Annotated in this window: 15 protein-coding genes; 8 read left to right on the top strand and 7 right to left on the bottom strand. The window is 62.0% G+C overall.

From position 1 onward, the window contains the following. Positions 1-165 precede the first annotated feature (165 nt). Genes ACEN2R_RS06415 through ACEN2R_RS06430 form a run of 4 tightly spaced genes read left to right on the top strand, consistent with a single transcriptional unit; the run spans position 166 to position 3690 of the window. Positions 166-1308: an acyl-CoA dehydrogenase family protein gene (locus tag ACEN2R_RS06415; RefSeq protein ID WP_442040380.1), complete on the top strand. Its 1143-nt coding sequence runs from the start codon at positions 166-168 to the stop codon at positions 1306-1308. Further along, positions 1305-2348: an enoyl-CoA hydratase/isomerase family protein gene (locus tag ACEN2R_RS06420; protein ID WP_442040382.1), complete on the top strand. Its 1044-nt coding sequence runs from the start codon at positions 1305-1307 to the stop codon at positions 2346-2348. The genes ACEN2R_RS06415 and ACEN2R_RS06420 overlap by 4 nt, the downstream gene beginning before the upstream one ends. Beyond that, positions 2345-3220, top strand: a complete 876-nt coding sequence (gene mmsB / locus ACEN2R_RS06425) for a 3-hydroxyisobutyrate dehydrogenase (protein WP_442040384.1) — start codon at positions 2345-2347, stop codon at positions 3218-3220. Before ACEN2R_RS06420 ends, mmsB begins: the two co-directional genes overlap by 4 nt. Positions 3221-3279: 59 nt before the next feature. Continuing rightward, positions 3280-3690, top strand: a complete 411-nt coding sequence (locus tag ACEN2R_RS06430; RefSeq protein ID WP_442040386.1) for an RcnB family protein — start codon at positions 3280-3282, stop codon at positions 3688-3690. Between the two features lie 144 nt (positions 3691-3834). Here ACEN2R_RS06430 and uvrA read toward each other — a convergent pair whose 3' ends face one another. From uvrA to ACEN2R_RS06465, 7 genes are all read right to left on the bottom strand, one after another. Then, entirely contained in the window at positions 3835-6693 is a 2859-nt protein-coding gene (uvrA, locus tag ACEN2R_RS06435; RefSeq protein ID WP_442040388.1) for an excinuclease ABC subunit UvrA, read from the bottom strand. A 169-nt stretch (positions 6694-6862) separates the two neighbouring features. Continuing rightward, positions 6863-8047, bottom strand: coding sequence for an MFS transporter (locus ACEN2R_RS06440; protein ID WP_442040390.1), 1185 nt, complete (start codon positions 8045-8047; stop codon positions 6863-6865). 119 nt (positions 8048-8166) lie between these two features. Further along, on the bottom strand, positions 8167-9561 hold the full coding sequence (lpdA, locus tag ACEN2R_RS06445; RefSeq protein WP_442040392.1) for a dihydrolipoyl dehydrogenase: 1395 nt from the start codon (positions 9559-9561) through the stop codon (positions 8167-8169). Between the two features lie 112 nt (positions 9562-9673). After that, positions 9674-10246, bottom strand: coding sequence for a DUF924 family protein (locus ACEN2R_RS06450; RefSeq protein WP_442040394.1), 573 nt, complete (start codon positions 10244-10246; stop codon positions 9674-9676). Positions 10247-10330: 84 nt separating this feature from the next. After that, on the bottom strand, positions 10331-11587 hold the full coding sequence (locus ACEN2R_RS06455; RefSeq protein WP_442040396.1) for an MFS transporter: 1257 nt from the start codon (positions 11585-11587) through the stop codon (positions 10331-10333). Between the two features lie 71 nt (positions 11588-11658). Next, positions 11659-12726 carry a tRNA preQ1(34) S-adenosylmethionine ribosyltransferase-isomerase QueA gene (queA, locus tag ACEN2R_RS06460; protein ID WP_442040398.1) on the bottom strand — a complete coding sequence of 356 codons (1068 nt, stop codon included), beginning with the start codon at positions 12724-12726 and terminating at the stop codon, positions 11659-11661. Beyond that, positions 12723-16010, bottom strand: a complete 3288-nt coding sequence (locus ACEN2R_RS06465; RefSeq protein ID WP_442040400.1) for an AsmA-like C-terminal region-containing protein — start codon at positions 16008-16010, stop codon at positions 12723-12725. The genes queA and ACEN2R_RS06465 overlap by 4 nt, the downstream gene beginning before the upstream one ends. Before the next feature lie 104 nt (positions 16011-16114). Here ACEN2R_RS06465 and ACEN2R_RS06470 point away from each other — a divergent pair, with 104 nt between their 5' ends. The 4 genes from ACEN2R_RS06470 to ACEN2R_RS06485 all read left to right on the top strand — a co-directional run bounded on the left by ACEN2R_RS06470 (position 16115) and on the right by ACEN2R_RS06485 (position 19435). Continuing rightward, positions 16115-16576 carry a peroxiredoxin gene (locus ACEN2R_RS06470; RefSeq protein ID WP_442040402.1) on the top strand — a complete coding sequence of 154 codons (462 nt, stop codon included), beginning with the start codon at positions 16115-16117 and terminating at the stop codon, positions 16574-16576. Continuing rightward, on the top strand, positions 16576-17391 hold the full coding sequence (locus ACEN2R_RS06475; RefSeq protein WP_442040404.1) for a ferritin-like domain-containing protein: 816 nt from the start codon (positions 16576-16578) through the stop codon (positions 17389-17391). Before ACEN2R_RS06470 ends, ACEN2R_RS06475 begins: the two co-directional genes overlap by 1 nt. Before the next feature lie 210 nt (positions 17392-17601). Then, the gene (locus ACEN2R_RS06480) at positions 17602-18942 is read left to right on the top strand and encodes a DUF5930 domain-containing protein (protein ID WP_442040406.1); all 1341 of its coding nucleotides are present in this window, start codon (positions 17602-17604) and stop codon (positions 18940-18942) included. Next, complete coding sequence (locus ACEN2R_RS06485; protein ID WP_442040408.1) at positions 18932-19435, top strand: bactofilin family protein; 504 nt, start codon at positions 18932-18934, stop codon at positions 19433-19435. Before ACEN2R_RS06480 ends, ACEN2R_RS06485 begins: the two co-directional genes overlap by 11 nt. Positions 19436-19498 lie beyond the last annotated feature (63 nt).

Consider the following 19498-nt stretch of genomic DNA (forward strand, 5'->3'; position numbering starts at 1 on the left):
CAGCGCGTGCATTCGGGCGGCCCATCGGGTCGCCCTTTTTGTTTGATAAACACCGCGTCCCGTCCACTTTGACGCACCAGAATGTGCCACAATGCCTTGTAAACCACGCGCTGACGTGACTTAATTAAACATGCGTTCAATTCTGGTATTTCGGGAGGAAACCCCTTGGATTTCGCACTGACAGAAGAACAGACCGCCATTTTCGACATGGCATATGACTTTGGCCAACAGCACATCGCGCCTCACGCCCGCCAGTGGGAAAAAGACGGCACAATCCCCAAAACCCTCTGGCCCCGACTGGCCGAACTCGGGTTCGGCGGGCTTTATGTGTCCGAAGACAACGGCGGCTCCGGTCTGTCGCGCCTTGATGCCACCCTCGTCTTCGAGGCCCTGTCGATGGCTTGCCCCTCTGTCGCGGCCTTCCTCTCGATCCATAACATGTGCGCGTCGATGATCGACCGCTTCGGGTCCGACGACCTGAAATCGCGGTATCTCGACGCCGCCCTCAGTATGGAAAAACTGTTCAGCTACTGCCTGACGGAACCCGCATCCGGCTCCGACGCGGCCTCTCTCACCACCCGCGCCACGCGCAGCGATGACGGGTTTTCCCTGACCGGAACAAAGGCGTTCATCTCGGGTGGCGGCTATTCCGACGCCTACATCGTCATGGCCCGCACCGGGGGCGACGGCGCAAAAGGCGTGTCAGCCTTCGTCGTCGATGACGGTGCAAAGGGCCTCAGCTTTGGCGGGCTAGAGGATAAGATGGGCTGGCGCAGTCAACCGACCCGTCAAGTACAGTTGGACAATTGCAACATTTCTGCGAACAACCTGCTGGGAGAAGAGGGTCAAGGTTTCACATATGCGATGATGGGCCTCGATGGAGGCCGCCTGAACATATCTGCCTGCTCGTTAGGGGCGGCGCAATCCGCCCTGACCCAAACGTTGATCTACATGGGCGACCGAAAGGCCTTTGGCAAATCCATCGACCAATTTCAGGCGCTGCAATTCCGTCTTGCGGATATGGAAATCGAAATGCAGGCCGCCCGCATCTTTTTAAGGCAAGCCGCATGGAAGCTGGACAATGGCACCTCCGACGCCACCATGTTTTGCGCCATGGCCAAAAAGTTCGTCACAGAAACCGGCAGCAACACCGCCGACCAATGCCTGCAACTGCACGGCGGCTACGGCTACCTTGCCGACTACGGCATCGAGAAAATCGTCCGTGACCTGCGCGTCCACCAGATCCTCGAAGGCACGAACGAGATCATGCGCGTGATCGTCGCGCGCCAGATGCTGGCCAACAGATGAGCGATATCAGCCTCCGCAAGGACGGCCAGATTGGCCACATCACCCTGACCCGCCCGCAGGCGCTGAACGCGTTGACCTATGACATGTGCCTTGCGATCGAGGCCGCCATCGACACATGGCGCACCGATGACAGGGTGCGCATGATCCTGTTCGATGCAACCGGCGATCGCGCCTTCTGCTCGGGTGGCGACATCGCCGAAATCTATGCCACGGGCACCAAAGGCAATGATGCCTACGCGCAGCGGTTCTGGCGCGACGAATACCGCCTGAACGCCAAACTCGCCCGCTACCCAAAACCCGTCGCGGCCCTGATGCAGGGCTTCACCATGGGCGGCGGCGTCGGGCTTGGCTGCCACGGATCGCACCGCGTGGTCTGCGAGACCAGCCAGATCGCCATGCCCGAATGCACAATCGGCCTGATCCCCGACGTTGGCGGATCGCTTTTGCTGGCCCGCGCACCGGGTCGCTTGGGTGAATACCTTGGCACCACGGGCACCCGCATGGGGCCGGGCGACGCGATCCATGCGGGTTTCGCGGACCACTACATCCCGCAGGCCGACTGGCCCGCGCTGACAGAGACCCTGATCGGCACCGGCGACAGCACGGCCATAACCCGCGCGGCGCTAACGGCCCCCGACAGCCCCCTCGCCGCGCGGCAAACCGGCATCGACGCGATCTTCGATCTGCCCAGCCTCGCGGACATCGTCCATGCCGCACAAGCGGGCACCTCCGACCTCGCGATATCCGCGGCCAAGGCGCTCGCGCGAAACTCGCCCCTCGCCATGGCCTGCGCGGTTGACCTGATCCGCCGTGTCCGCGAGGCCGGCACAATCGAGCAGGCGCTGGAGCTTGAATACCGCTTTACCCACCGCGCGCTGAAACAGTCGGACTTCCTCGAAGGCATCCGCGCCGCGATCATCGACAAGGACCGCGCCCCGAAATGGCGCCACACAGGCCCGCAGGCGGTCACCCCCGACGACATCGAAACCATGCTGGCGCCTCTTGGCCCCGACACCCTGATCTTGGAGACACCAAAATGAACATCGGATTTATCGGTCTTGGCAATATGGGCGCGCCCATGGCCGCCAATCTGGTCGCCGCAGGCCACAGTGTCACCGGGTTCGACCTCAGCGCGCCCTGCCCCGAAGGCGTCGCCAGCGCCGCAACCGCCGCCGAGGCTGCAACCGGCCGCGATGCGGTCATCACCATGCTGCCCAATGGCGCGATCCTGCGCGTCGTCGCCGCCGAAATCATCCCCGTCATGGCCAAGGGTGCGGTGTTCGTAGATTGCTCGACCGTCGATGTGGACAGCGCCCGCGCCGTGGCACAACTCGCTGAAGATGCAGGGCTTCTTGCCGTGGATGCCCCCGTGTCTGGCGGCATTGGTGGCGCGGCAGCCGGCACATTGACCTTCATGGCAGGCGGGTCCGACGCAGGGTTCGCCAAGGCCAGACCGCTGTTCGACATCATGGGCCAGAAGGCCGTGCATTGCGGCCCCTCGGGCAATGGTCAGGCCGCCAAGATCTGCAACAACATGATCCTCGGCGTCACCATGATCGCCACCTGCGAGGCCTTCGCGCTGGCCGATAAACTGGGCCTCGACCGCCAAAAGATGTTCGACGTCGTCTCGACCTCGTCCGGCTCCAGCTGGAGCATGAACGTCTATTGCCCCGCCCCCGGCGTCGGCCCGACCTCTCCGGCAGACAATGGCTACAAACCCGGTTTCGCCGCCGAACTGATGCTCAAGGACCTGCGCCTCAGCCAGCAGGCAGCCAAGGCCGTCGACGCCGACACCCCCATGGGGCAGGCCGCAGCCGCACTTTATGAGACCTTCGTCGAGACCGAGGGCGGCAAGGGCATGGATTTCAGCGCCATGCTGCCCCGTTTTGAAAAGCGCCATCGCCCCGATTGATCCGGCGGATACCCGCGCATGGCAGGACGGCCGCGTTGCCAACGTGGCTGCCTTGCCCCATGCCTGATGTACCCCGGCAAAAAGGAACATCCGATGCGCCTGATTTCACTAACACTCGCGGCCTTGATTGGCGCGACCTCTGTCACCGGTGCCATAGCCGATGGCAAAAAGAACGACCACAAGCGCGACAAACACCGATCGGAACACAGCGACAGGTTTTGCCCCCCGGCCTTGCGAAAAAACACAACGGCTGTACGCCGCCGGGTCAGGCAAAGCATCGCTACCATGTCGGCGAAAGGTTCCACGACGACGACACCTACGACCATATCCGCGATCCCGACCGCTACCGGCTGCCGCGACTGGGCCAAAATGAACGGTACTACCGCATCGGAGATACCTTCGTGCGGATCGACCGCGACACGAAAGTCGTCCTTGATCTGATCACAGCTGCCAGCCGGGTGCTGAACTAGAGCGGGTTACATCCACACAAACCCAAGAGTTTCAGTATTCGCCGAGCCTTACGGCGAACTTATGATTGAAATTTGATACAACACGCTCAAAGCCGCTGCGCGGCGGATTAATGCCTGCCTTTTGAACCAGCGCAACACCCGGTATTATTCCGCCGCGACCTTCCGCCCTGCCAGCATGTCCTTCAGATACCGCCCCGTGTGCGATGCATCGACCTCTGCCACCTGTTCAGGGGTGCCCGTGGCCACGATCTCGCCACCGCCGTCCCCGCCTTCGGGGCCGATGTCGATGATCCAGTCGGCGGTCTTGATGACGTCCAGGTTATGCTCGATCACGATCATCGAATTGCCCTGCTCCACCAGATGATGCAGCACCTCCAGCAGTTTTTTCACGTCCTCGAAATGCAGCCCCGTCGTCGGCTCGTCGAGAATATAGAGCGTGCGCCCCGTGGACCGCCGCGCCAGCTCTTTCGATAGCTTCACCCGCTGCGCCTCGCCGCCTGACAGGGTCGTCGCCTGTTGCCCGACCTTGATATAGCCAAGCCCGACCTGCATCAGCGCGTCCATCTTTTCGCGGATGCTTGGGACCGCCTGGAAAAAGCCCTGCGCCTCTTCGACCGTCATATCAAGAACGTCGGCTATGCTATTGCCTTTGAACCGTATTTCCAATGTTTCGCGATTGTAACGCTTGCCCTTGCAGGTCTCGCATTCGACGTAGACATCCGGCAAGAAATGCATCTCGATCTTGATGACGCCGTCGCCCTGACAGGCCTCGCAGCGCCCGCCCTTGACGTTGAAGCTGAACCGCCCGGGCTTGTATCCGCGCGCCTTTGATTCCGGCAGTCCCGCGAACCAGTCGCGGATCGGGGTGAACGCACCGGTATAGGTGGCGGGGTTCGACCGCGGCGTGCGGCCGATCGCGCGCTGGTCGATGTCGATCACCTTGTCCAGATGCTCCAGCCCCTTGATCGTCTCGCAGGGCGCGGGCGTCTGGCGCGCGCCGTTCAGGCGCATGCTGGCGGTCTTGAACAGTGTCTCGATGGTCAGCGTCGATTTCCCGCCGCCCGACACGCCGGTGACGCAGACGAACTTGCCCAACGGGAAATCGGCGGTCACCTCTTTCAGGTTGTTGCCGGTCGCCTTGACCACAGTGATTTTCTTTTTGTTACCCTTGCGCCGCATCGCCGGCACACCGATCTCGCGCGCGCCCGACAGGTATTGCCCCGTCAGGGACGCAGGATCGGCCATCACCTGCTCGGGCGTTCCATGCGACACCACGCGCCCGCCGTGCACACCGGCCCCCGGCCCGATATCAAACACGTAATCCGCCGCGCGGATCGCCTCTTCGTCGTGTTCCACCACCAGCACCGAATTGCCCTGATCGCGCAGGTTCTTCAGCGTCTGCAACAGCCGGTCGTTGTCGCGCTGGTGCAACCCGATGGACGGCTCGTCCAGCACATAGAGAACCCCTGTCAGCCCCGATCCGATCTGGCTGGCCAGCCGGATCCGCTGGCTTTCGCCCCCCGAAAGGGTGCCGGCATTGCGTGCCAGCGTCAGGTAATCCAGACCGACGTTGTTCAGGAACCCCAGCCGTTCGCGAATTTCCTTGAGGATCGCCTGAGCGATCTCGTTTTTCTGCTTGGTCAGGGCCTCTGGCACGCCAGAACACCAGTCGAACGCCTCACGGATCGACATCTGCACCACTTCGCCCGCGTGCAAGCCACCGATCTTGACCGCCAGCGCCTCTGGGCGCAGACGGTAGCCGCCGCAGGTGCCGCAAGAACGGTTGTTCTGGTAGCGCTCGAACTCTTCGCGGATCCAGGCGCTGTCGGTCTCGCGGTAGCGGCGCTCCATATTCGGGATCACCCCCTCGAAGGTGCGGGTCACCTGATAAACACGCCCCCCCTCGTCATAGCGGAACAGGATTTCCTCCTCGCCAGAACCATACAAAAACACCTGCTGCACATGGGCGGGCAGATCTTTCCACGGGGTATTCTTGTCGAACGCGTAATGTTTTGCAATTGCTTCAATGGTTTGCAGGAAATAGGGCGATTTGCCCTTCCGCCAGGGCGCCAAGGCCCCGTCATACAGCTTCAGCGCGGAATCGGGCACCACAAGCCGCTCGTCAAAGAACAGCTCTACCCCCAATCCGTCGCAGGACGGGCAGGCCCCGAAGGGCGCGTTGAACGAAAACAGCCTTGGCTCGATCTCGGGGATGGTAAAGCCCGACACCGGGCAGGCGAATTTCTCGCTGAAGGTAAGGCGCTCCGGCTCGCCTTCGGCGGGGGCCGTTTCCAGCACGCAAATCCCGTCGGCCAGATCCAGCGCCGTGCGGAAACTGTCGGCAAGCCGCGTCTCCAGCCCCTCGCGGACGACGATCCGGTCCACGACCACGTCGATGTCGTGGCGGAACTTCTTGTCCAGCACCGGGGGCTCGTCCAGATCGTGAAATGCGCCGTTGACCTTGACCCGCTGAAAGCCCTGCTTGCGCAGATCAAGGAACTCTTTCTTATACTCGCCCTTGCGGTCGCGCACGATCGGCGCCAGCAGATATCCGCGCGTCCCCTCCTCCATCGCCATCACGCGGTCAACCATGTCCTGCACCTGCTGCGCCTCGATCGGCAGGCCGGTGGCGGGGCTGAACGGCGTGCCGACCCGCGCGAACAACAGGCGCATATAGTCGTAAATCTCGGTCACGGTGCCGACGGTCGACCGCGGGTTCTTGCTGGTGGTCTTTTGCTCGATGGAAATCGCGGGGCTAAGGCCGCTGATATGGTCGACATCGGGCTTTTGCATCATGTCCAGAAACTGCCGCGCATAGGCGGACAGGCTTTCGACATAGCGGCGCTGCCCTTCGGCATAGATCGTGTCAAAGGCCAGCGAGGACTTGCCAGACCCCGACAGCCCCGTGATCACAACCAGCTGGTTGCGCGGAATATCCACATCGATGTTCTTCAGGTTATGCTCGCGCGCCCCGCGCACCTCGATGTTCTTCTGCTCGGCCATGATCTACCTCTTAACGGTCCGGTCATACTTAGGCGCTCGGGCCCGAGTCTCCAATCGAAAAATGAGAACACTTGGGGAACATGGGCGATAGATTGCGATTCAGATGGAATTAATCGCGGAATTTCCGCGCCACCGGCCCGATCTGCCCGATGTTTGCGTGGCGGGCAGATCAGAACCGCTGCCGCGCCCGCCGCCGCTTCAGCCATTCATGCGCCAGCACGCCGCAAAGGCACAGCGGCAGGGCGAACAGCACAACCCCGTGCAGCCCCGCCCCCGCGATAAACAGCGCCAGAACCGGCGTTCCGCAGGTGGTGCCGACATTGCCCAGTTGCGCCACCGCCCCCGCCGCCCGCGCACGGGCATCAGCATTGGCGTTCAGTTCGGGGATGGCGGCGAAACTCGCGCCCTGCACCAACCCGAACAGCGCCGCGATCAGGATCGCAAGCACCGCCACCACCGCGCCGAAATCGGCAAAGGCCCACAGCAGCACCAAAAGCACTGCGGCGCAGCCAAAGCCGGTCTGCGCCAATGTCACCGCCGAGATATACCGCAGGGCATAGACCCCCAGTGTCAGGGACACCGCGATGCTGGCCAAGGGCATCGCGGTGGCCACAAAGGCCCGCGCGCCGGGGTCCACCAGTTGCGGCAAGAAGGTCAGCAGCGCGACATACATCAGCGTGTAGAACATGAACCCGATGGCCGGTGCCGCCACGCGGTCCGACCGGTAAATCGCCACGTGTTGCGCGATCAGGCCCGAAAGGGTCAAAGGCGCCGATGGCACAACCCGGACCATCCCACGCGGCAGGATCACCCAAAGGATCGCCGCAAAAACCGCCATGTAAACCGAATGCGCCGCGAACAGCGCCTGCGGCCCCCGATCCTCGACCAGCGGCAGGCCAAGCCAGGCCACCATCGAAAACGACACCCCGAAAAAGCTGGCCCAAAGGGTCATCGTCAACGCCTGATGCCGCTTCGCGCTGGCCTCTGCGATCAGAGTCGGGGCCGCCACGACGACCGCCAGATGCGACATCCCCTCGATTGCGCGGCTGACCATCATCAGGGCAAAGGGCGGCAAGGTCGATTGGTAGGCTGAAATCACCGCCCCCAGCACCATCGCCGACACCAGCACCCGCCGATACCCGATCCGTTGCACCAGCACCCCCGCCGTCGCGCCGAACACAATGCCCACGACCCCGACCAGCGATACCATCAGCCCGATGCCCGGCCCGACCGACGGGTAAATCACGCCAAGCGCCGTGAACATCACGCTGATCTTGGCGAATTGCGCCGCTGCCCCAAGGCCCGCCCCCCAAAGCGCCAGAACCAGCCAGAAATGCGTCCGAGTCTGTGTCATATCCCATGACCTACCCCGTGCGACTGCCCCCCGCCAGATGCAAAACAGGCGGCCCATTGGACCGCCTGCCTGTCTGTATGCTTTATGCATCGGTTGTGCATCAGATGTGCACGCCGGTTCTACATGTGTATAACGCGGCCATAGGCGTCCAGAACGCTTTCGTGCATCATCTCGGACAGGGTCGGATGCGGGAAGACCGTGTTCATCAGATCCTCCTCCGTCGTTTCCAGCGCGCGTCCGATCACGTAGCCTTGGATCAGCTCTGTCACCTCTGCGCCGATCATATGCGCCCCCAGCAGTTCGCCGGTTTTCGCATCGAATATCGTCTTGATCATGCCTTCCGGCTCTCCCAGTGCGATGGCCTTGCCATTGCCGATAAAGGGAAAGCGTCCGACCTTGATATCAAAGCCTTTTTCCTTGGCTTTCGCCTCGGTATAGCCGACCGATGCCACCTGCGGATAGCAATAGGTGCAGCCCGCAATCGCCTCTGGCCGGACCGCATGCGGATGGCCGCCCGCGATCAGTTCGGCCACCATCACGCCCTCGTGGCTGGCCTTGTGCGCAAGCCATGGCGCGCCCGCGATGTCGCCGATGGCATATACCCCGTCAACGCCGGTGCGGCAGTATTCGTCGACCACAACATGCGTCCGGTCGATCTTGATCCCCAGGGCCTCCAGCCCCAGATTCTCAACGTTCCCGACAATGCCCACCGCCGAAATCACCGTGTCGAAGTCCTGCGTCGTGACCTTGCCACCCACCTCGATATGGGCGGTCACTTTGCCAACGGCGCGGTCCAGTTTCTTGACCGTCGCCTTCTCCATGATCTTCATGCCCTGCTTGACAAAGGACTTCTTGGCAAAGGCGGAAATTTCCGCATCTTCGACCGGCAGGATGCGGTCCATGACCTCGACCACGGTCGTATCCGCGCCCAAGGTGTTGTAAAAGCTTGCGAATTCAATACCGATGGCACCCGATCCGATCACCAGAAGCTTTTTCGGCATCCGCGATGGCGTCAGCGCGTGGCGGTAGGTCCAGACCAGATCGCCGTCCGCCTCAAGGCCCGGCAATTCGCGCGCACGCGCGCCGGTGGCAAGGATGATGTTCTTGCCGGTCAGTTCCTCTGTGCCCTTTTCGGATGTGACGCTGACCTTGCCCTTGCCGCCCAAAGTGGCCACGCCCATAAAGGTTGTGACCTTGTTCTTCTTCATCAGGTGGCTGATCCCGCCCGACAATTGCGCCGCCACCCCCCGAGAGCGTTTGACGACGGCAGGCAGGTCATAGCTGATGCCATCCGCCTTCAGGCCGAACTCTTTCGCGCGGTGCATCAGGTGGAACACCTCGGATGACCGCAGCATCGCCTTTGTCGGGATACAGCCCCAGTTCAGGCAGATGCCGCCCATATTTTCGCGCTCGATGATTGCAACGCTAAGGCCAAGCTGCGCGCCGCGGATGGCAGCAACATAGCCCCCCGGACCCGCACCGATTACAATCATGTCAAACGAGGTGGCTGCCATCTGTTCTGTCTCCGTTTAAAATTTAGTTTAGCCTTAAACTAAATTGCTTCGCGCATCAATAGTGCCCCTGCAAACAGCAAAGGCACACAGCATTGCAGCCACCCGAAGGGGCCTAAGCCTCGATCGACTGCACCACAGCACCGTATCCGCCCGATGCCAGATAGGCGGATTCGGGGGTGGATAAAGGACGGTGCAGCGCCTCGTTTCTTGTGGGGAAACGGCCAAAACGCCGGATCACTTCGCGGTGGGCCCGGGCATGCAAAAGGTTGCTGGTGCCGGTTTCCGGCATCCGCGTCTTGAACAGGCGCACGCTGCGCTCCTGATCGGTCAGACATTCGGAATGCATCAGGGGCAGATAAAAGAACTGCCGCTCCGGTTCTGGCACCTTCAGATCCCAGTTCCGCTCTATCGCGGTTTTGGCTGTCGCGCGCGCCTGATTGTCGCTGGCAAAGGCATCCGCCGTCCCGCGAAACATGTTGCGCGGAAACTGGTCCAGAAGGATGACCAGCGCAAGCGTCCCGCGCGGATCAGCCATCCAGGTTTTGAATCCCGACTTGCGCGCGGTATGCCACGCATCCTCGAACTTCTCTTTCACTTGGGCATCAAGGGCCTCCCCGCCCGCGTACCACCCTTTTGGACCAACCTCGTTGATCCAGTAGTCCAATACTGCCTCCGGGTTCAGCATCGGATTCTCCTCCCTGGCTGTTGGTCAATTCCCCCCTGGAACACCTGAGCGTCCCAGACCAGAACCCTTTTGGCAAGCCAAAGCTTAGGTCTGCCCGTCCTTATGTGCATCTTCGTCGATGGCGGATTCTATCGCCACCTCGACCGCGACCGACGTGGCACTTGGCGCCACGGCCGTATAGGTGCTTTGCTCGGCGATGCCGCGTGATTTGCGGCGGGTCATCCGGTAGGCCGCATAGGCCGCCAGCGCCAGCATCAGGAAGGTCAGCAAAACAAAGAATCCCTCGGGGCCGTAGATGTCCATCATCCAACCGGTGATCAACGGGCCGGCAATGGCCCCAAGCCCGTTGATGAACAGCATTCCGCCCGACGCGGCAGCCATATCATCATGTTCCAGAAAGTCGTTTGTATAGGCCAATAGCAATGAATACAGCGGGTTGGACGTGCCACCGATCAAAAACGCCGTTGTCAGAAGCATCACAAAAGACCCGCTATAGACAAAGGCCACCGCAGAGGCGACGCCGCCGAAAAAGGCCGTTGCAAGGATCAGTTTGCGGCGGTCCATCCGGTCCGATAGCCAGCCGATCGGATATTGGCACAGCAGCGCCCCGATATAGATCGACGACACAAAGGCGGAAATCTGCGGGATGCTAAGGCCAGCCAATGACCCGTAAACCGCAGACATGCCGAACTGCGCCGAATAGACCCCGCCCAGCAGAAACATCCCCACGCACCCCAAAGGCGAGATGGTGTAAAGCCGCCGCAGCGACATCGGTTTTGTCGTGGCAAAGGCCGGTGTCGGATTGACCGACAGCAAAATCGGCGCGAACGAGATAGAAACAAGCACCGAGGGGATCACGAACAGGATAAACCCCGACGGATCGCCCAGCGTCAATAGCCCCTGCGCGGCGACGATACCGAACATCTGCACGATCATATAAAGCGACAGCGCCTTGCCCCGGTTCTCGTTCGAGGCGGCGTTGTTCAACCAGCTTTCGGCGGTCACATACACACCGCAGAAACAAAACCCGATCATCATCCGCCCGATGGTCCAGGCATAGGGGTTGGCCAGCGTCGGATAAAGGATCAGGATCGCCGAGATGAACGACCCAAGTGCTGCAAACACCCGGACATGGCCGACGCGGCGGATCAGTTCGGGGGTCAGGCGACTGCCGCCCAGAAACCCGACGAAATAGGCTGACATGACAAAGGACATCGACAGGGTCGAAAACCCCTCGATGCCGCCGCGAATACCAAGCAACGTGCCTTGCAGGCCGTTCCCGACCATCAAAAGCATAATGCCCAGCAAAAGTGGCCATGAACTTCCCAATACTTGTAACATGCGCGCTCCGGTTTCCGTCAGGTTTCAACCTGGACGCAACCCTATCTGGAATGACGCGCAGGCGCGACCCTTCAACGACCGCTTTTGCCCTTTGGCAGCAAAAGCGACGCGTCACCATAAGAAAAGAAGCGGTATCTGTTGGCAATCGCGTGATCGTAGATGTCCCGCATCCGGTCTTGCCCCATCAGCGCGGACACCAGCATCATCAGCGTCGATTTGGGCAGGTGGAAGTTGGTCATCAGCGCATCCGCAACCCGGAAAACATAGCCGGGGCGAATGAAAATATCGGTCGTGCCCTGCCACGCGGCCACCCTGCCATCCGCAAGCGCGGCACTTTCGATCAGCCGAAGCGCGGTTGTGCCCACCGGGATGACCCGACCGCCTGCCGCCCTGGTCGCGTTGATCTCGGCGGCGGCGGCGGCGGTCACCTCGCCCCATTCGGCGTGCATCTTGTGTTGGCTGACATCATCGACCTTGACCGGCAGGAACGTGCCGGCCCCCACATGCAGCGTCACCTGCGTAAAGGCGACCCCCTTGGCGCGCAGCGCGGCCAGCAAGGCCTCGTCGAAATGCAGCGACGCGGTGGGGGCGGCCACGGCACCCGGCGTCAGGGCGAACACGGTCTGATAGTCCTGATTGTCCTGCGCATCGGCGGCGCGTTTGGCCGCGATATAGGGCGGCAGGGGCATCGCCCCCGCCTGCATTAGCGCCGCATCGAAATCATCGCCGGTCAGGTTGAACCGCAAGATCCCCGTGCCGTCGTCCCGTCCCTGCATCAACGCGGACAGGTCGGCGGAAAAGACCACGACCTCACCGTCCCTGACCTTTTTCAGCGGCTTGACCAGCGCAGTCCAGGTGCCGTCGCCGCGCGGCTCCAGCAGGGTCACTTCGATCCGTGCGCGGGTCAGCCCCTCGGCCCCGTCGCGGGCGCGGGTGCCCGACAGACGCGCGGGAATGACCTTTGTGTTGTTCAGTATCAGCCGGTCGCCCGCTCCCAGATAATCGACCAGATCGAACGCATGGCAATCGGTCATGGCATCGGGCGTCGCCACAAGCATCTTCGAGGCGCTGCGCGGCCTGGCGGGGCGGGTTGCGATCAGGTCTTCGGGCAGGTCGAAATCAAAGTCGGACAGTTTCATCGGGTCACTTCTGGTGGTGCGCGGCGGAATATTTCCCGGAACATGCCGGGGGTGAAGATCGACAGCGGGTTGACGCTGACAGACGGGTCGGATGCCGGGCCCTTCATGGTGAAGTTGAACCCGAACAGCCCCTCGCCCTTGCGGGTAAAGATGCTGCCGATGCCATTGAGCAGATAGATCGGGGATACAACCCCCTGCATGTCCATTTTTTTCGAAACCAGATCGAAAAACCCGTCCATCGACAGACCCAGCGACGCCCCCGTCGCGCTGCTTTGCGTGACGGTAACGGACGTCGGCGTCATGCGGAACCCGGCCTGAACATCGTTGAACATCAACCCGTCGCCGTTCATCTGTTCCAAAAGCCCCACAACGCTGATCGCGCTCAGCAGTTCGGCCATGGCCGACGCCCCGCGCACAGAGATATTCTTGCCCGTCAGCCTGCCGTCATAGGTGCCCGCCTCGCGGCGCGGCACAAGCGTGAGGTCCATCGCCCCGTCAAAGGCCTTTTCGAACAGCCCCGCCGACCGCATCACGCCGCCCGCATCATCCGAGGTGATGCGGATCGCGGTTCCCTCTTTCGACGGGGCAAGCGCCCCCGCGACCGGCGCACCGCCATTGACCCGCGCGGTGAAATTGCCGTTGAACCCGCCGTTGGTGCCGAAATTGCCCCGCATGTCGGTCAGGCTGATGCCCTCGGACACCACCAGCCTGTCCAGCGCGATCCCGATCGGGCCGCTGGCATCGGCCCCGCCAGCGCGCCGCGAAAAGGTTGTCTTGCGAATGTCGATGATGCCCCCCTTGACAGAAACGCCCACAGGGCGGCCCCTGCCCCGGCCAACCAGATCCACCGGCGCATCCAGCCATCCGCCGATCTGGACGCGGGAAAGCCGCGCGACCTTCAGCCCGCCGTTCGCGTCAAGATCGACGCGGCCGCTGGCCTTCAGCCCCGCCACATCCACATCAATCGAGTTGATCTGCGGCGGCGTTCCCAAATTCCCAGACACAGCCAGCCGCCCCTTGGCAGCGGGCGGTTTTGCCCATCCCAGCGCCGGAATGCGCAACCCGACACGGTTCAGATCTGACACCAGTGAAAACGCAGGCGCCTGGCCGCGCACAAGGTCGATCGCGATTGTGCCTTCGCCCACTCCGGTCACGCTACCCTTGGGCAACCCGATACCGAAATCATCGACAAAGGTCTGCGACAGCGCCACGGTTCCCTCGACCCGGCTTTTCCCCTTGCCCTCGGGGCCGAAGTTTTGCCGCCATGCGGCACGCACCGGCACCCGGTCAACCTTGCCCGCGCCCTTGACTGTCAGACCGGACCGGTCCACCGTGACCGCCAGTTCCGGTGCCGTTAGAACATGCCCTTTGACAAGCTTGTCCGATCGCACGGCCGTCAGGACGGCATTGGCCTGATAGGTCACCTCCTCGATCGGCACTCCCTTTTGCAATGCCACCTCGATCTGCGCGGTGATTTTGGCGCGCCCTTCGGTTAGATCAACGGGCTGCTGCGCCTTGCCGATAAAGTTGAACGGCGCCTCGTCCAGAATGGACATGGCTGCGGTGATCGTGCTTTCGCTGACAACGCTGATCCGGCTGATCGCGGGTTTCCGGGTCACATCCGGGATCATAAACACCGACCCCGCGACATTCAACGCGCCACCCTGCCGGGCTGGCACCTCTCCCTTGTCCAGAACCATCGTGTAGGTCTTTCCCTCGATCGTCGCATAGCCGTGACCGCCCTGCACCGTCGGCAGGGTTTTCAGGAACTTCACCTCGGCATCCGAAAATTCATACCCCAGCGACAGGCGCGGGGCCTCGTTCGGCCTGAACCGCACCGCGCCCTTGACGTCGAACAGCAAACCGGTGCGCACGTTCGTCGAAATCCACTCGCGGGTTTTGGGCACCAACCCGGCAGGCCAAAGCGCCAGAAGGCGGTCATGCTGGATCGCGTTCAACCTGACATCCAGCGCCGCATCCCAGCCTTCGGGGGCGGCGAACACCTTGCCCTTGGCGCGAAGTTCCCTGTCGCCATCGGTCAGAACCAGCTGACCGACATCCATCGTGAACGGATCAAGGCGCAGCCGGAAATCCAGCGCGCCTTCGTTGAATGTTACGGGCTCCTCGAACATATCCGGCGGGTTGACCAAGACATCGGTGAACCGCACCTGCCCCAACAGCGCCTGCGGCCAGCCCTCTTTCATCTCGCGCAGATAGGCCTTTCCCTCGGCCTTGATCCGCGCCGCATCGGTGACGACTGACAACTCGTTGAAGGCGATCATCTGGATCAGCGGATCGTAGGAAAAATAGGCCCGCCCCGACGAGAACCCCACCGGCTTTGTCCCCTTCGTCGGCTGCACCACGCCTTTGCCGATATCCAGCGTCCCGTTCAACGTTCCCAACTGGCCCGCGTCATTGACCGCCACCCGCAACGCCCCAGAAATCGGCGCGTCAAGCACGGCAAGCCAGCTCAGCGCCGGGGCCTGCGCCGCCAGTTCGGCGGCAGGCACATTGTGGATCGTCGCACCCAGAGTCGCCGACGGCGATCCGGTATCCGTCTGAAACGTGAAGGCCGCAGTCGATACTGTGCCGCCGTCGCCCAACAGATCGAACCCGACGCGGATCGACAGGTTCCGGTCCAGCTTGTCCAACGACATGCCCCCACCCTCGACCTGCCATGTCTTGCCGGTCCGCGCGTCCGCCAGACGGATATTCAACTGCTCGACCTCGACCAGTTCCAGCGCGGTCAGCGCGGGCACACCAAAGGCATGATCCACCGCCTCGAGGACATCGACGATAGAACCGGTGAACCCGGCCGGCGCCGCCAGATCGCCAAAGGACAGGTCGAACTGGCCCGACTTCAGCCGTCGCAGCGCCACATCGGCCCCGAACAAACGCAGGGTCTTTGGCCGGATCTGCCCCTGCATCAGCGCGGGCATCGAAAAACGGGCGCGAATATCGCTGAGGCGGGCCAAGGGCTGTTCGGCGCCGTCGAACACCACCACATCGCGCAATTGCAATCTTGGGGTCCAGTCATCCTCGATCCGGACGGTGATCGACCCAAGCGTCACCGCGCCCCCCGCCATCGACGCGCTCATCCGCGTCTCGACGCGCGTGGTCACACAATCCGGAAGCCTGACCGGATGCGCCTTGACCGCGAACAGCGACACCGCAACCGCCGCCACTATCAGCGCCAGTTTGAACCGCAGCACGACCCAGATGTGACGCCAGCGCAACCGCCGCTTTCGCCGTTCTCGATCCGGTGATTTACTGCTTTGGGTCATCCGCCTCGCCATATTCGGGCGCGATCGGCGCCTCTTGCCTTTATCTATCAAAGTTTTGCGCTAAAACAGAAGTCAACAAATGCGATAGCAAGGATCACAAGACCATGATCGACCAAGGCCAGACCGCCCCCGACTTTACTTTGCCCCGCGATGGCGGCACCGACATCACCCTGTCCGCCCTGCGGCCAAAGGCCGTCGTGCTGTATTTCTATCCCAAGGACGACACCAGCGGTTGCACCGTCGAGGCGCTGGATTTCACCGCACAGGCGGCCGCGTTCGAGGCGGCAGGGGCCGTCGTGATCGGTGTGTCGAAGGACACAGTCGCCAAGCACGACAAATTCGTGGCCAAGCATGGACTGGGCATAGCGCTTGTGTCCGACGCGGATGGCACCCTGTGCGAGGACTATGGCACCTGGGTTGAAAAACAGATGTATGGCAAAACCTACATGGGGATCGAACGGGCGACCTTTCTGATCGACGGCACCGGCATGGTCGCCCGCGTCTGGCGCAAGGTCAAGGTCGGCGGACATGTGGACGAGGTGCTTGAGGCCGTGAAGTCCCTGTGATGAAGCCCTTGACCGACATGGCAGTCGAGGTGCTGAACACCGCCGATGGCCGCGCAAAAACCGCCCTGTCGCGCACATACGCCGCCCTGTGGCAGGCCGCGCGCGCCGATGGCACGGTGCCGCCCATCGGCACCGCCACGCCGCCCATGCAGCCCGCCCGACCGGCCCTGCCCGAGCTGCTGGCGCCGCGCGACGTGCCGCGCCGCCGCCCCGGCACCCCCGAGGGCCGGATCGCGCTTTTGCATGCCGTCGCCCATATCGAACTGAACGCGGTGGACCTGCATTGGGATATCATCGCCCGCTTCGGCCATGTGCCGATGCCGGTCGGGTTCTATGACGACTGGGTCAAATCAGCCGACGAAGAATCCAAGCATTTCAATCTGATGTGCGACTGTCTTGAGGCAGTCGGCAGCCACTACGGCGCGATGTCGGCCCATGCGGGCATGTGGCACGCCGCCGAAGACACCGCCGGCGATCTGATGGGGCGACTGGCCGTGGTCCCCATGGTGCTGGAGGCCCGCGGCCTGGACGTGACCCCCGGCATGATCGAGGTGTTCCGCAAGGCGGGCAACACCCGCGCCATAGACGCCCTTCAGGTGATCTATGCCGAGGAGGTGCACCACGTGGCCTACGGATCGAAATGGTTCCACTTTCTGTGTGGCCGCCATGACCTTGATCCCAAAGTGGTTTTCCACGATCTGGTGCGCCGCTATTTCCACAGCACGCTGAAGCCGCCGTTCAACGAGGAAAAGCGCGCAGAGGCGGGAATACCGCCGGATTTCTATTGGCCCCTGACAGAGGATGCCGCGCCGTGACAGGGCGGGCGCAGGCCAATCGTTAACCACATGCAACGCATATAGGCGAAATCTCGCCGGTATCGGCGCCGTTTCGCCGTGCAACCCAGTGCAAATGCTCAAAAATGTTGCGGGATTGGCGACCTGCCGTTAATCACGACCCAAGTGTCTTGGTGCGGGGACGTCCAAGGCACTTTATCGTATGGGGATGAGGCAACCGGGGCAGAACTATTGAAATCGCGTATCGCACACAAACTGAATGTCGCATTAGAGCGTCATCTTCCAGAACAACGGCTTTTTCTAAGATCAGATCATGAAACCCGGTTTATCCGGCTTTATCCCGTCACACAGGCCATCGCCCTGACGGGAAGTGCGCTTGTTGTCGCCTGGACGATCATCGCGACGGCCATCCTTTTGATGGACAGCATCGGGGCCGGCAATGTCCGCGAACAGGCGAAACGCGAGCAATTCACCTACGAGGCACGGCTGAACGCGCTGTCGCGGGAACGGGACAAGCGCGCCGAAGAGGCAAGCGCAGCCCAGCAACGCTTCAGCGTCGCGCTGGAGCAGGTCTCGGTGATGCAGTCCAGCTATCTGGCCTCCGAAGATCGCCGCAAAGAGCTGGAAACCGGGATCGAGGTGATCCAGAAGACCCTTCAGCGCGTTGTCAAAGAGCGCGACGGGGCACTTCAGGAAACCGACGTTCTGACCGCCCAGCTGGAAAGCACCACAGGGTCCGCCCGCACCGACGCAGGCCGCGCCGACGATATCGAAGGCACTGTCGATTTCCTGACCGCAGCCCTTGATACCACCGCGCAAGAGCGTGACCAAATCGCCTCGGACGCTGCCGAAGCCTTTCAGGAGGTGCAAGAGTTGGAACACGAGGCGCGTCTGGTGGAGGACCGCAACAACAAGATTTTCGGCCAGCTGGAAGAGGCCGTCAGTGTCTCGCTTAGCCCGCTGGACAAGATGTTCCGCGCCGCCGGCATGCCCACAGACCGGATTATCGAAGAGGTGCGCCGCGGGTATTCCGGCCAGGGTGGCCCGCTGACCCCCATCGCCTTTTCGACCAAAGGCAACCCGTTGGACATCGACAGCCTGCGTGCGAATGCGATCATCGGGTCGCTCGACAAGATGAACATGTATCGCATCGCCGCCGAAAAAGCGCCCTTTGCCATTCCCGTCAAATCGGCATTCCGGTTCACCAGCGGGTTCGGCGTGCGCCGTGACCCGATCACCGGCGGATCGCGGATGCATTCAGGCACAGATTTTGCCGGCGCGCATGGCACTCCGATCTATGCGACCGCCGACGGTGTCGTGACACACGCAGGGTGGTCATCGGGCTATGGTCGCCTTGTGAAGATCCAGCATCAGTTCGGAATCGAAACCAGTTACGCCCATCAATCCCAAATCCGCGTGAAGGTTGGTCAAAGGGTCTCGCGTGGCGACCGGATAGGTGATATGGGAAACACTGGCCGGTCTACCGGCACGCATTTGCACTATGAGGTGCGCGTGGGCGGCAAGCCCGTAAATCCAATGGTTTATATCAAGGCAGCGAACGATGTTTTCTAAAAGCAGGATCAACGAGCCCGGCCCGAAACAGGCTGATTCAGAGACGGCAAAGACCCCCGAGGCGCCCGTGTCAAAGCCGATGGGTGACTTCACCCCATCCGCGCCCAAGGCAAAGCCCCCCGCATCGGTTTTGTCCTCTGACCTGACGATCACCGGCAACCTGAAGACCACCGGCGACATCCAGGTCGAAGGCACCATAGAGGGCGACATTCGCGCCCATCTTCTGACCGTCGGCGAAAGCGCCACTGTCCGGGGCGAGGTCATTGCCGACGACGTTGTGGTCAACGGCCGCGTCATTGGCCGCGTTCGTGGCCTGAAGGTGCGCCTGACATCGACCGCACGTGTCGAAGGCGACATCATCCACAAGACAATCGCAATTGAATCGGGCGCCCATTTCGAAGGCTCGGTCCAACGTCAGGACGACCCGCTGAACAACGGCACGACCAAGCCTTTGCCAGCGATCCCTGCGGCGAAAGATCCAGCGAAAAGCTAAGATCGCCGGATATCAGAATTCAGGGCGTCAGAGGCAACTCTGGCGCCCTTATTCGTTAGTAAA

Source organism: Pseudogemmobacter sp. W21_MBD1_M6, from assembly GCF_052119585.1.
In the GTDB taxonomy this organism is placed as follows: Bacteria; Pseudomonadota; Alphaproteobacteria; order Rhodobacterales; family Rhodobacteraceae; genus JBGQOJ01.

Excerpts from the sequence above, each read along its gene's own strand:
- ACEN2R_RS06440 (WP_442040390.1), bottom strand. The coding sequence starts at position 8,047 with ATGACACAGACTCGGACGCATTTCTGGCTGGTTCTGGCGCTTTGGGGG.
- ACEN2R_RS06455 (WP_442040396.1), bottom strand. The coding sequence starts at position 11,587 with ATGTTACAAGTATTGGGAAGTTCATGGCCACTTTTGCTGGGCATTATG.
- lpdA (WP_442040392.1), bottom strand. The coding sequence starts at position 9,561 with ATGGCAGCCACCTCGTTTGACATGATTGTAATCGGTGCGGGTCCGGGG.
- ACEN2R_RS06470 (WP_442040402.1), top strand. The coding sequence starts at position 16,115 with ATGATCGACCAAGGCCAGACCGCCCCCGACTTTACTTTGCCCCGCGAT.
- ACEN2R_RS06465 (WP_442040400.1), bottom strand. The coding sequence starts at position 16,010 with ATGACCCAAAGCAGTAAATCACCGGATCGAGAACGGCGAAAGCGGCGG.
- uvrA (WP_442040388.1), bottom strand. The coding sequence starts at position 6,693 with ATGGCCGAGCAGAAGAACATCGAGGTGCGCGGGGCGCGCGAGCATAAC.
- ACEN2R_RS06475 (WP_442040404.1), top strand. The coding sequence starts at position 16,576 with ATGAAGCCCTTGACCGACATGGCAGTCGAGGTGCTGAACACCGCCGAT.
- ACEN2R_RS06420 (WP_442040382.1), top strand. The coding sequence starts at position 1,305 with ATGAGCGATATCAGCCTCCGCAAGGACGGCCAGATTGGCCACATCACC.
- queA (WP_442040398.1), bottom strand. The coding sequence starts at position 12,726 with ATGAAACTGTCCGACTTTGATTTCGACCTGCCCGAAGACCTGATCGCA.
- mmsB (WP_442040384.1), top strand. The coding sequence starts at position 2,345 with ATGAACATCGGATTTATCGGTCTTGGCAATATGGGCGCGCCCATGGCC.
- ACEN2R_RS06485 (WP_442040408.1), top strand. The coding sequence starts at position 18,932 with ATGTTTTCTAAAAGCAGGATCAACGAGCCCGGCCCGAAACAGGCTGAT.
- ACEN2R_RS06450 (WP_442040394.1), bottom strand. The coding sequence starts at position 10,246 with ATGCTGAACCCGGAGGCAGTATTGGACTACTGGATCAACGAGGTTGGT.
- ACEN2R_RS06430 (WP_442040386.1), top strand. The coding sequence starts at position 3,280 with ATGCCTGATGTACCCCGGCAAAAAGGAACATCCGATGCGCCTGATTTC.